The organism is Anaerorhabdus sp., assembly GCF_036641015.1.
Taxonomy (GTDB): domain Bacteria; phylum Bacillota_I; class Bacilli_A; order Erysipelotrichales; family Erysipelotrichaceae; genus Anaerorhabdus.
On sequence record NZ_JAVWFO010000049.1, the window covers coordinates 1 to 13,655 of the forward strand.

The window sequence follows — 13,655 nt, forward strand, 5'->3', positions numbered from 1 at the left end:
CAAATTGGATGCTTTTTTCATATAAAAAGGTAGCTTCTCCGCTACCTTTTACTTCTATTCAGTTTCAATTAAACCATATCCGCCATTATTACGACGATACACAACATTAATTGTATCTGTTTCATTATCAGTATAAATGAAGAAACTATGCCCTAACATTTCCATCTTAAGTATTGCTTCTTCTAAATCCATTGTCTCAGCTTGAATTGTTTTAGTTTTAACCGGGATATCATTTTCATTTAATTTTTCTTCATCGACCTCAATGAAACTCATTGCAAGTTTATCCTTATGTTTACGTGATAATCTTGTCTTTTGGCGTCTAATTTGATCCTCTAGTTTATCAATTGCTAAATCAATTGCTGCATATAAGTCTTCATGTTCGACTTCTGCACGTAATAGACCTACCCTACTTGTAATAGTAACTTCTATCTTTTGAGTTGTTGGATAAATCTTTACAACAACACGAGCGATTGTGTTCTCATCAATTAGGAAATACTTATCAAGGAAGGATAGTTTGCTTTCTATTTTAGTCTTCATACCTTCAGTGACACTAACATTTTGTCCAACGATTTCAAATCTCATAAATGAAACCTCCTCTTCTTACCTTTATTATAGATTAATTAGAAGAAGTTTGAAACATCTATACTCAAAAGTTCAGTTATTTTTCATAATTAGATAATAAACTCATCAACCATTTATAAACAACAACCATAGCGTATGTATCCATACTACAATACTCAATTAAATGTGTTCTAATTTCTTCTGGATTGACATCATCATTTTCTTGATCTAATAAACGCCATTGGAATACTGCATCCATTCCTTGATGAATATCTAAATCTTGATAACCACTTTGATTTTCCATAATAGACATTAACACCTTAAGTGAATAATAGCCTCGCATTCTAACATCATAAACCGCACCAATTACAAATGGAAACGCTAAATCAACAAGACGTGTATATAATTCCATTAATTCTTTAGCCATTTCTGGAAATTGTGCAGCCATTTCTTTTAATCGTATCTTTTCAGCACCCTCTGCATTATATGCTACTATCGTACCTTCCATAGGTATATCTTTAATTAAGTTTTGCACCAAATGTTTACGACAATCTTTAGTCCCTAAATACTCTTTGTGTTCCATCTCGCCATCTTCATGCAAAATATGAATTGAATATTCAAAAGGTAAAACATCGTATGGTTTCATTCCACTATATGGTGGAATCGCGTATGTTTCCCATTCAAAATCTAAGAATGTAATTGGATATTTAATATTTTGAATCCATGTTCTAAGTGAATAATAATCAACAAACAAGCCACCATTTTGGCTAGCTTTAATTTGCGCAAACTGTTGACGAGATCCTTCAATTTTATCTAGATCAACATCTTTAAGTTTTTCTCTACCTTGTTGCTTCATTTCATATTTATGTTGGGAAGAAACAAGCGTAAGAATAGAATCAGATTCAATTTCTAACTCATTTGGAAAACATTTATCATAAAAACGACACTTATTTTTCTTTGTACATTTATTTTGTCTTGTACATTCAATATGCTCTTTTTTCAATGTTTCATCCATATTGTTTAAAACATCTTCTAAATTACGCATACGTTTGTATATAGTTTCTTTAATATCTTTATTAGGATTTCCTTTATCGTTGAAAAATTGTGATGTTATTTGAAACAATTCATGTGGATTTAATTCATCTTTACGAACATAATTTTCATCAAAATGAAGAATATAAATATCCTTGATTTCTAAATCATTTTCTTCCAATACCCATATACTACTGCAATAGAAGTTCATATCATCATCTTTTGGTTTATTACCACAGAATAAGAAATAAACATCCCATCCCGATCCATTTCTATGCAAAAATGGAATTTTTACTCTTAGTTGTTTTGCCTCAAAACGTCCTTTTACAATCCAATCATTTTCTTTCATCGCTTCTAATGCCACACTAGCATCTTCACTACGAGTACCTAAAAAACAATCTGTAATTCCTAACTTTTCACAAGCTAAGGATGTTACAGCTTCATCAAGACGTACATAAGAATTAAAAGGAATTGGCTCTTCATAATGACTTAGCCAAAATAATTTAGGACATCTTAAATATTTTTTTACATCTGAAATATGATACATATTAATCACCTTTATTTATTATACAACATTAAATAATTTAACCAACAATAAAATGATTTGTTTCTCAATTCATCCTAAGGACCATTAAATCCTTAAACCTCATTCCCTTATAAAAATGAAACGACTTTCGCCGTTTCATTTACTAAATGCAGAAATTTCCGTCTTTAAAGATTTGGACTTCTTCACCATTGTGTGTTAATCCAACAATTGCCATATCATGACTACCAAACATAAAGTCTGAATGAGCCATTGAAACATTACATCCATGTTCTAAAAGCTCAGTTTCACTCATATTTTCTCCACCCAACATGTTGCTAGGGTACGCAGCTCCTAAAGCTAAGTGACACGAAGCATTTTCATCAAATAAAGTAACATAGAATAAGATATTCATATTTGAAATTGGTGAATCATGAGAAATTAATGCAACTTCACCCAAGTAGCAAGAGCCTTCATCTAAATTGATTAAATTAGCCAAAGCATCTTGTTCCTTTTCAGCATGAAACTCAACCGCTTTACCCTCTTTAAATCGAATCCAGAAGTTTTCGATTAATTTACCTTGATAATTAAGCGGTTTTGTACCATATACAATACCATCAACACCAGTTCTAAGTGGCGTTGTAAATGTTTCTTCTGTTGGCATATTAGGGTTAAATATAACACCGTTTTGTGTTGTATCATATCCACCAGCCCAAATATGGTTCTTAACTAAATTTACTACTAAATCAGTTCCTTTACCATTTTTAAAATGTAATGATTTAAAATTGTATTTATTTAATAAATCATTGTGAATACGCAATTTTTCATTATGTTCATCCCATTCTTTAACAGGATCATTTAAATGATCAATACGGACTGATTTATAAATAGCATCCCATAATGCAACCATTGCTTCTTCCCCTTGAAGTCCAGGGAATACACGTTCTGCCCAAGTAACATTGGGTACCGCAACAATAGACCATTGTCCAACATTTGCCATCGTGTAATAACGGAAAGGTTGAAAAGCTTTTGATTGTTCAAGACTCACTTCTTGAAGTTTTATTGGATCAATGTTTTTTAAATTGCCTGGAACTGTACTACTAATACTTAAAAATGCACATTTCTCATCAATTACTTCTTTACGTTGTTCAATACGCCATTGAGATACTTTCTTTAATATTTCTGTGTCGACATTTTCATAGTTTAACTTAGTGATTTCATCATCATTCCAGTTAATTTCTACTTTGGATGCTCCTGCTTTATAAGCTTCATCAACACATAAACGTACAAATTCAACTGTATCTACTGGTGCATTAATAACCAGTAATTGTCCTTTTTGAATATTAACTCCTTGTTTAACCGCAAGTTCGGCATATTTTCTTAATCTGGAATCCATGTTCCCTTCTTTCTATAAGCCGTTTGAAATTGGTAACATTGCAGCACCTAGTATTCCAGGTTCTCTGCATTCGGCCTGAGTAAATATTACATCACGCATGCCTGGATGTACAAATGATTTGAACTTTTCAACCATCATTGGCATCCAAATTTCTTTAGCTTTCATAACTCCGCCGCCTAGTACAAATATATTAGGATCTACAATATGAGCAACTTGACTAAACATAATTGCTAAGTCTGTCGTCATTTGATCAACCAATTTAATTGCTTCTTCATTTCCTGATTGATATAAATCAAATACATCTTTAGCACTTTCAATATGATCACCAAAGATAGCTTTTCCTTTACGTGTCATTGCACGTCCACTTGCTTCACTTTCCACAGCTCCTGGATTTAAATTATTAAATGGTTCACGATAAGGATCAACAATTAAGTTTCCTGTTTCTCCAGCATATCCTGATTTTCCTGAAACAACTTTTCCATTAACAATCATAGCTCCACCAATACCAGTAGAAATTGTTACATAATACACAATTGGATAATTCTTTCCTGCCCCAATTAGCGCTTCAGCTAAGCCAGCGCAGTTTGCATCATTATCTAAAAAGGTAGGAAGACCTAGTGCTTCTTCAAGATTTTTAGCCATTGGATAATCAGTAAATCCTTTTAAATTACTCGATAATTTCATAACTTTATTCACTGTATCTACTGGACCTGGAACTCCAATACCAATCCCTACACAATCTTTATATCCATCAATTTGTTTTACTAAAGATATGATGTTTGGCACTACCTTTTCTGGTCCTTCTAGCCCATATGACGGACTTTGAAGTTCTTGCAAAACTTCTCCTTCTTCAGTAATTTTAGCTACACGAACATTTGTGCCACCTAAATCAATACCAATAACTGTTTTCATTATATTTTCTCCTTATTTTTATCTCTTCCAATATTATAGAATTTTTAACAAAAAAAGAAAAGGCTTACAAACCTTTTCCTTAAATAAAACACCAAATCTATTTTATGGAACGCGTTCCATAAAAATCGTGAGCCTTTATTCTTGTAATTGTTACAGATACAAATGTTCCAAATTCAATTGGCTCTTCGCTTTTGAAAATAACTTCTCCATCAATTCCATCAGGTGCACTAAATACGCTTCGCCCACGATAGAATCCCGTTAAACCATCTTGTTTCTCTACTAATACTTCTAATGTTTTGCCAATTAATGACTCATTCTTCATTTGAACTAGTGATTCTTGTAATTTCATCATTTCTTCATAACGACGTTCTTTTTCTTCTTGTGTTATATTGTCTTCTAATTCGTACGAAGGTGTATCTTCTTCTTTAGAATATGTGAATCCGCCTAAACGATCCCATTGAACACGTTTCATAAATTCATGATTAATTTCTACATCTTCTAAAGTTTCTGTTGGAAAACCAACAATCATTGTAGTACGTAGAACTGGTAATTCAAATGTTTCTTTTATTTTATCAACTAACTGTATTGTACTTTCTGATGTTCCTCGCCTATTCATAGCCAATAACATTCTATTTGAACCATGTTGAACAGGTATATCAAAATATGGTAAAACTTTATCTAATTTAGCCATACCTTCTATTAACTCATTATCAATTTCATCAGGATACATATATAAAACTCTAATCCAATGCAAGGCATCAATTTCATTGATACGTTTCAATAGTTCTAGCAAACGACGTTCACCATAATTATCTAATCCATAACGAGTTGTATCTTGAGCAATAAGATTCAATTCTTTTACACCTCTTAGTGCCAATCCCTTTGCTTGTTCAACTAATTCATCAATATCAAATGAGCGATAAGCACCACGAATTAGTGGAATCGCACAATATGAACAACGATTTGAACATCCATCTGCTATTTTCAAGTAAGCCATCCATGGTTTTCCTGTTAAAACTTGAGGACATTTACCATAATCATTAGCTATCTTTTCATTTAACTCTTCTGATAGTATTGTTCCTAATTGATTGTATTGTTTTAAAGTAATAAAACGATCTACTTCAGGCAATTCATCAACTAACTGATCATAATAACGCTCAGATAAACATCCCATTACAATTAATTTACGACATTTCTTTTGCTTATATTCTGCCATTTCAAGAATTGTATTAATTCCTTCTTCCTTGGCTGGATCAATAAACCCACATGTGTTAACGATAATTGCTTCTGCTTCATTTAAGTTATATGTTATTTCTTGTTTTGATTGTTGAAGTAAGCCGATTAAATTTTCTGTGTCTACTAAGTTTTTACAACAACCTAACGATATTATTCCTATTTTCATAAATACCTCCTGGCAATTTATTGTACCATAAACATAATGATAATACATTATCTAGCACTTTTTTCTTCACGTGTCTCATATATTATTATATAATTAACCGTAACGTGAGGTGATAGTTATGAAATTATATATACCCGAGAATTATGATCCTATTTTATCAGTAAGAGAAACACAAGAAGCTATTAAGTATATTCGTGATACTTTTCAAAAAGAACTAGGAAAAGTTTTAGGATTATCTAGAATATCAGCTCCATTATTTGTCGAAAAGAGTTCTGGACTTAATGATAATTTAAGCGGTACTGAACGTCCCGTATCTTTTGATATGAAAGAATTACCCAATGATGATATCGAAGTTGTACAGTCACTTGCAAAATGGAAACGTCTAGCACTTAAAAAATACGGTTTTAAACTACACGAAGGTTTATACACTAATATGAACGCCATAAGAAGAGATGAGGAAGTTGACAACACCCATTCTTGCTATGTTGATCAATGGGATTGGGAAAAAATCATCGCTAAAGAAGAACGTACAATTGATGTTCTAAAACAAACCGTACAAGATATATTTAAAGTTATCAAGCATATGGAACATGAAGTTTGGTATAAATATCCAAATGCAGTTAACCACTTACCAAACAAAATACATTTCATTACTACGCAAGAATTAGAAGACAAATATCCAACACTTAGTCCTAAAGAAAGAGAAAACGAGATTTCAAAAGAACTAGGTTGTGTTTTTATTATGAAAATTGGAGAACCACTAAACAGTGGAAAACCCCACGATGGTAGAGCTCCCGACTATGATGATTGGCAATTAAATGGCGATATCTTCTTTTGGCACGAAACATTGCAATGCGGTTTAGAATTATCAAGTATGGGAATCCGTGTTGATGAAACTGCCATCATCGAACAATGTCAAAAAGCACATTGCGAGGACCGCCTAACATTGCCCTATCATAGAATGATAGTAAATAAAGAACTTCCATATACTATTGGTGGTGGTATTGGTCAATCCCGTTTATGTATGCTTCTACTAAATAGAGCTCATGTAGGTGAGGTACAAGCTAGCATTTGGCCAAAAGAAATGATTGACGAATGCGAAAGGAATAAAATTTATATTTTATAGGAAATTTATGTTAAATAAAGAAGGTTTTGATTTATGGGCAAATAATTATGATAAAAGTGTTAATGATTTTGAATCATCTAATCGTTATCCATTTGCCGGTTATAAAGATACACTAAATACAATTTACAAAACAATTAAAAACAAAGAAAAAGCAACAATATTAGATATCGGTTTTGGAACAGGCGTATTATCAAAAAGGCTATACGATGAAGGCTATTCAATATTTGGAATTGATTTCTCAGACGAGATGATTCAGATAGCTCAATCAAAGATGCCTAACGCTACCCTAATACAAGCTGATTTTTCAACAGGATTGCCAGCTATATTAAAGCCAAATCAATTTGATTATATTGTATGTACTTACGCTATTCATCACTTGGATGATACTCAAAAAATAAGTTTTATTAACCAGTGTCTACAATGCTGCACAAGTGAAGGAATGATGTTAATTGGTGATGTTGTATTTGAAAACAAAGAAGCATACCAACAATGCCAAAATGCAAATCCAAATGATTGGGATAGTGATGAAATCTATCCAGTTATTAGTCATTTAGAACAACACTTTAAAAATATTGAATTTATCAAAACATCATTTTGTGCTGGAGTAATAATCATCAAGTAAATGATTTGTTTTTCAAATCATCTTAAGAACCATGATGTCCTTAAAACCAATCTCCTTTTCTCATAGGGATTGATATCAGTCTCCTCTATGATACCTACGCACTTTTTTTCGAGGACTTAATCTAGTAGTAACACGAATGGATGTTTATTGGAGCACTATCTCCACTAAACATCTTTTTTACTTATTTCCATGTCTTACACAATCCTTCAATCTCATGGGATATTTTTTCTTTTATCCCCATTCCTCTTCTTGCTATACTAAGGTTGCACGTAAGTAATCATTAGTACCAAACATTTTCTTAATTATTGTTTGCATAGACTTTACTTTTAGGTCATTAAACTGTATATGATAAACTAAACGATAAGCTTTCACTTTCATTTGATGAAAGAGATAGATATCGTTTCTTAGACATTGTTGTTGATCTTGATTAAGATAAATTCGGTTAGAATAGAAAATAGTTTTCATAGATTTGTCTATCTCTAAGATCGACTTATTTAGCATTCCTATAAGATAAAAAATAATACTATTTATTAAATCTCGCTAAATACAAACGAGATTTTCTTATGGTATAAAGTATAATAAAACCTCGATACTATCGAGGCTAATAAGCTTTATGATTTTCTTTCAAATCTCGTTTTGCAAGATGGGCATTCAAGTTCAATTTTGCCTTTACCCTTTGGCACACGAACGATTTGCTTGCATTTAGGACAAAGGAAATAAGCGTGTTCAGAATCTTTAAGTTGTTTACTTAAACAAATAAAATATCTTCTAATTCCTTTTGTATATTGTAGATAAAGAGTATTTTCATTTTGTCTTTTTACCCAATTTCTAGAAAACATACGGAAAATAACAATTAGAAGCATTACTTCTGAAAGCAATGTCATAAATATGTTTTTAAAAAAGAAGATGTCTAATACATATATTCCTATTGATAAATATAATAGGACATTATTAAGACTATCAACTCCATATCTTCCTTGCATAAAACGTATAAAAGCTTGTTTAAATTTTTCCATTTATAATCACCGTTTCCTATTATAACACTTTTCATTAAAATTAATAGATTTATATAATTAAGCATATTTGATAAATCGTGTTAATTTTATGTTAAATCAATGTTTGTAGATTGCGGTTGTACAATAAAACACGTAAACTAGTAGTAGGTGATGACATGATATATTGCGTAGAAGACGAACAAAACATACTTGAACTTATTGTATACACATTAAATAACACCGGCTTTCAAGCTAAGGGATTTAGTGACGCTACATCTTTTTACCCAGCATTAGCTGATGAAAAACCAGAATTGATACTTCTTGATATCATGTTACCTGGAGAAAGTGGATTATCAATTTTAAAACAATTGAAAACCTCAATTACCACTAAAAACATTCCAGTAATTTTAGTTACTGCTAAAAACAGTGAATATGATAAGGTTCAAGGTTTAGATTTAGGTGCTGATGACTATATTACTAAGCCCTTTGGAATTATGGAGTTAGTAGCAAGAGTCAAAGCAGTTTTAAGAAGAACTGACAAACCTACCCCTACCAAATCAATTTCTTATAAAGACTTAACAATTGATACGCAACGACACTTTGTTTTATTGGGTGATAAACGTATCGTATTAACACTTAAAGAATTTGAATTACTAAAGCTTCTTATGGAAAATCAAGGAATTGTTTTAACACGTGAACAATTACTTGAACAAATTTGGGGATATGATTATTATGGTGAAACTAGAACTGTTGATGTCCATATAAGAACACTCAGATCTAAACTAGATCACGCAAGTGATTATATAGAAACAATTCGTGGTGTTGGTTATAAAATGGTGGATATAGAATGAAGAAAAAAATATTCCAAAGTATTGCCATAACCTCAATTGTACTTGTAGCAATTTCATATTTTTTATGCACATTCATTATTTATAATGATTTAACAAGTGCTACTAAGAAAACATTACAAGAAGAAACATTATCATTAAGTAGCTACTACAATGAAAATCCAAGTGATTTTTTAAATACTAAGTTTTATTCAGAATCACGTATTACACTAATCAGTACTGATGGAACAGTATTACTGGATTCAAGGTATAATCCAAAAACTTTAGAAAATCATGCACACCGCCCAGAAATTGAAACAGCAATAAAAAATGGTAGTGGTGATACATCAAGATATTCAGATACATTAAATGAATCCACATATTATTATGCAGTGTTATTGAATGATGGTAATATCTTACGTTTATCAACAACTTCAGAAACATTGATTAGCGCATTAGGTTCTTCTTTATTACCTATTATCGCAATATTTACTATCGTTATTATAATTAGTTTAATCATTGCAAAAATTCTTACCAAGAAAATTGTTGATCCAATTAACCATCTAAACATTGATGTTCCACTAGCTAATAAAACATATCCTGAATTACAACCTTTGCTAGAAAATATGAATTATCATAATAAAATTAGAAGAGAATTTAGTGCAAATGTATCTCATGAGTTAAAAACTCCTTTAACCAGTATTTCTGGATATGCTGAGATAATGGCTAATAATTTACAAGGTGATAACACTCAAGAATTTTCACAGAAAATTGTGGACGAATCAAAACATTTATTTAGAATTATCGATGATATTATTAAGCTATCTAAACTCGATGAAGGAAATGTACAATTGGACTTTGAAACAATAGATTATCAAGAAGTAATACAAAATGTATTAAGAAACTTAGAAACTTATGCAAACCAAGCAAATGTGTTCTTAGTTGATGAATCTGTTTCAGTCAAAGGCTTAGCTGTTAGACAAATAATCTATGAAGTTATTTATAATTTAGTTCAAAATGCTGTTAAATACAATTATCCTAACGGTCATGTATGGGTCAGTGTTAAAGACATCAATAACTATATTGAAATAACTATTAAAGATGATGGAATTGGTGTAAGCGAAAAAGATAAAGATAGAATATTTGAGCGATTTTATCGAAGTGATAAATCACATAACAAACAAATTGAAGGTACTGGTTTAGGATTAGCAATTGTAAAACATGGTGTTGATTTCCATAAAGGTACAATTGAAGTTACAAATCATTTAAATCACGGCACAAAGTTTACCATTAAATTTAATAAATAGACTGATAAATTTTATATCAGTCTATTTTTCTATAATAGTTTTCTATACTTTTTAATATAATACACTTTAACAAATGATGTTAATAAGTTATAACAAATTATAATTAGTATTAATATTAAGAAGAAATAAGATGGCACTACACTCATATTAAGAGTTGTTCCAATTACAGTCATAGGAATCACTGTTCCAACTATAATACCAAATGAAGATCCTGCTAGTAATTGCCATGAAGCTCTACTTTGAACAAATGGTATTTTTTCAGTACGTAACATATGAATAACAAAGGTTTGTGTCCATAAACTTTCAATAAACCATCCTGTTTGAAATAGACTTATAAATAAAATTCTTGATTCTGAATTAAGCGAATGAAAATTTCCGCCTAAAACTATTGGTCCAATTACGAAAAACAGAATAAGGTAAGTTACAATATCAAAAATAGAACTAGTTGGTCCAAATACCTTCATAAATTTTGAGATACCACTAGCATCCCATTGATGAGGTTTCTTCAAATACTCGACATCAACATTATCCCAAGGAATTGTTGTGCAAGATATATCATAAATCAAATTAAGAATAAGTATTTGTAATGGCATCATAGGTAAAAATGGTAAGAAAAGACTTGCTGCTAAAACTGAAAACATATTACCAAAGTTAGAACTTGCAGTGATTTTAATGTACTTCAAAATATTCGTAAATGTTTTTCTTCCTTCGATAACTCCATTTTCTAAAACCATTAAATCTTTTTCAAGTAGGATTATTGACGCACTTTCTTTGGCAATATCAACTGCAGAATCAACCGAAATCCCAACATCAGCTGCTTTCATAGCTGCTGCGTCATTAATACCATCTCCCATAAACCCGACAGTATGTCCATTTTGATGTAACATTTTAACTATTCTTGTTTTTTGTGATGGTGATAACTTCGCAAACACTTCTACCTCTTCAACGCATTTACTTAGTTCAGTATCACTCATTGTTTCAATCGCTTCTCCAAGTACAAAATTAGTAATGTTTAATCCAACTTCATTACAAATATATTTTGTAACTGCATCATTATCACCAGTTAATACTTTTACATTTACACCATATTCATGAAGTGTTAACAATGCTTGCTTAGTACTTTCTTTTGGAGGATCAAAGAATGCTAAAAAACCTAGCAAAACCATTTCATTCTCATCAACAACAGATATAGCTTTATTTGATGTATCAAGTTTCTTATGAGCAATCCCTAAGACTCTAAATCCCTTTTCATTATATTCGTAACAACGATTTAAAATTTCTTCTCTTAATTCATCTGTTAATTGTTCAATTTGTTCATTATATTCAGCATAGCTACATATTGATAACATTTCTTCAATGGCACCTTTAGTAATTAGTTGAAGTGAATTTGTATTGGAATTATCTACCACGACACTCATTCTTCGGCGATTAAAATCAAAAGGTATCTCATCAACTTTTATATAATTATTAAACAAATCTTTTTGCTCACTATCCTCTACATGGCTTATAATCGCAAGATCCATAAGATTTTTAAGGCCTGTTTGATAATAACTATTTAAAAACCCATGTCTTAAAATTCGCACATCCTCATTACCATGAATATTTAAATAATACTTTAGAGTTACTTTATCTTGTGTAATTGTTCCTGTTTTATCAGTGCACAAAATATCCATAGCACCAAAGTTTTGAATTGCACTTAATTTTTTTACAATTACTTTTTTCTTAGACATTTCCGTTGCACCTTTAGCAAGGTTTACAGAAACAATCATCGGTAACATTTCCGGAGTTAGCCCAACTGCAATAGAAATAGCGAATAAAAATGCTTCAAGCCAACTACCTTTAGTAAATCCATTTATTATAAATACTATAGGTGCCATTATTAGCATAAATTTAATAAACACCATCGATACTGATTTAATACCTTTATCAAAATTTGTTACAGTATCTTTCTCTTGTAAAGTCCTTGCGATATTGCCAAACATAGTATCATTACCAACTGATAGAACGATACCGGTCGCAGCCCCAGATACAACATTACAACCCATAAAAACTAGATTATTAGCATCCAAAATTTGTGTTATTTTATTTAATTCATTTGAGAATTTTTCCACTGGTTCACTTTCTCCAGTTAACGAAGACTGTGTGACAAAAAAGTCTTTTGTTTGTATTAACCTTACATCCGCTGGAATAATATCACCTGCTGATAAATACAAAATATCTCCAACAACGAGTTCATCCATCGGTATTTCTTGTCGTTTAGAAACTTCATCATCATTTTTTCTTTGAACTGTTACAGTTGTTTCAACCATTTCGGTTAATCGCTCAATTGCTTTAGAACTTTTAATTTCTTGTGTAATACCTAGAATACTGCTTAATGTAATCATTAAAATAATTATTGTTACCGCTGCATAATCTTGCGTTAAGAATGATATGAATGCTAATGTAAGCAAAACAAGTGTAAAAGGATTTTTAATTGAATTAAAAATCAATTCACATAACGATAATTGTTTTTTATGTATTAAAAGATTTTCACCAAATCTTCTTCTTTGTGTTTCTACTTGTTCTTTTGAATATCCTTTTAAATTATTACCTACTTCTCGAAATAATTCTGTAGGTTTAAGCAGTGTTGCTTTTTTGATTTTATCTTCAACAACAAAATTTTGTTGCATGAAAAAACCAACAATTCTTTTCACCATAATAATTCCTCCCTTTTAGTTGAGGCATCATTATAAAAATATTTTAATTTGTAGACATACAAGATGAGTTGTATAGGTAATTAAAACTATTATAATTCAGCCAAATATCTTCAATACACGGATGACCACTACTCATACAACTCACCTCCTCCTATTAAAAAAGTCCTTATCAGTTAGATAAAGACTTAAAAAAACATTCTTTATCATTCAAGCTTTAACTTCTTAGGGCAATGTTATTACATTATTCTATGCCTTG

At 30.9% G+C, this 13,655-nt stretch carries 12 protein-coding genes; 4 read left to right on the top strand and 8 right to left on the bottom strand.

Annotated elements, in window-relative coordinates; translation table 11 throughout:
- Positions 1-54 precede the first annotated feature (54 nt).
- The 5 genes from hpf to rimO form a co-directional block, all read right to left on the bottom strand.
- Positions 55-582: a ribosome hibernation-promoting factor, HPF/YfiA family gene (hpf, locus tag RR430_RS07430; RefSeq protein WP_332487159.1), complete on the bottom strand. Its 528-nt coding sequence runs from the start codon at positions 580-582 to the stop codon at positions 55-57.
- Between the two features lie 76 nt (positions 583-658).
- Complete coding sequence (locus RR430_RS07435) at positions 659-2,140, bottom strand: DUF2779 domain-containing protein (protein ID WP_332487158.1); 1,482 nt, start codon at positions 2,138-2,140, stop codon at positions 659-661.
- A gap of 142 nt (positions 2,141-2,282) precedes the next feature.
- On the bottom strand, positions 2,283-3,512 hold the full coding sequence (locus RR430_RS07440) for an aminopeptidase (RefSeq protein WP_332487157.1): 1,230 nt from the start codon (positions 3,510-3,512) through the stop codon (positions 2,283-2,285).
- A gap of 12 nt (positions 3,513-3,524) precedes the next feature.
- Complete coding sequence (locus RR430_RS07445; RefSeq protein ID WP_332487156.1) at positions 3,525-4,424, bottom strand: ROK family protein; 900 nt, start codon at positions 4,422-4,424, stop codon at positions 3,525-3,527.
- A gap of 97 nt (positions 4,425-4,521) precedes the next feature.
- Positions 4,522-5,826 carry a 30S ribosomal protein S12 methylthiotransferase RimO gene (rimO, locus tag RR430_RS07450; RefSeq protein WP_332508839.1) on the bottom strand — a complete coding sequence of 435 codons (1,305 nt, stop codon included), beginning with the start codon at positions 5,824-5,826 and terminating at the stop codon, positions 4,522-4,524.
- A 118-nt stretch (positions 5,827-5,944) separates the two neighbouring features.
- Between rimO and asnA the strand changes: the two genes are divergently transcribed.
- Positions 5,945-6,952 carry an aspartate--ammonia ligase gene (asnA, locus tag RR430_RS07455; RefSeq protein WP_332487154.1) on the top strand — a complete coding sequence of 336 codons (1,008 nt, stop codon included), beginning with the start codon at positions 5,945-5,947 and terminating at the stop codon, positions 6,950-6,952.
- Positions 6,953-6,959: 7 nt separating this feature from the next.
- Positions 6,960-7,574: a class I SAM-dependent methyltransferase gene (locus RR430_RS07460; protein ID WP_332487153.1), complete on the top strand. Its 615-nt coding sequence runs from the start codon at positions 6,960-6,962 to the stop codon at positions 7,572-7,574.
- 252 nt (positions 7,575-7,826) lie between these two features.
- Here RR430_RS07460 and RR430_RS07465 read toward each other — a convergent pair whose 3' ends face one another.
- Together RR430_RS07465 and RR430_RS07470 are read right to left on the bottom strand one after the other, a co-directional pair.
- Complete coding sequence (locus RR430_RS07465; RefSeq protein WP_332487152.1) at positions 7,827-8,039, bottom strand: hypothetical protein; 213 nt, start codon at positions 8,037-8,039, stop codon at positions 7,827-7,829.
- A 146-nt stretch (positions 8,040-8,185) separates the two neighbouring features.
- The gene (locus RR430_RS07470; protein ID WP_332487151.1) at positions 8,186-8,590 is read right to left on the bottom strand and encodes a hypothetical protein; all 405 of its coding nucleotides are present in this window, start codon (positions 8,588-8,590) and stop codon (positions 8,186-8,188) included.
- Between the two features lie 155 nt (positions 8,591-8,745).
- Here RR430_RS07470 and RR430_RS07475 point away from each other — a divergent pair, with 155 nt between their 5' ends.
- Positions 8,746-9,420, top strand: coding sequence for a response regulator transcription factor (locus RR430_RS07475; RefSeq protein ID WP_332487149.1), 675 nt, complete (start codon positions 8,746-8,748; stop codon positions 9,418-9,420).
- The gene (locus RR430_RS07480; RefSeq protein ID WP_332487147.1) at positions 9,417-10,703 is read left to right on the top strand and encodes a sensor histidine kinase; all 1,287 of its coding nucleotides are present in this window, start codon (positions 9,417-9,419) and stop codon (positions 10,701-10,703) included. The genes RR430_RS07475 and RR430_RS07480 overlap by 4 nt, the downstream gene beginning before the upstream one ends.
- 29 nt (positions 10,704-10,732) lie before the next feature.
- On the opposite strand, the gene mgtA is transcribed toward RR430_RS07480, so the two are convergent.
- Entirely contained in the window at positions 10,733-13,399 is a 2,667-nt protein-coding gene (mgtA, locus tag RR430_RS07485) for a magnesium-translocating P-type ATPase (RefSeq protein WP_332508840.1), read from the bottom strand.
- Between the last annotated feature and the right edge of the window lie 256 nt (positions 13,400-13,655).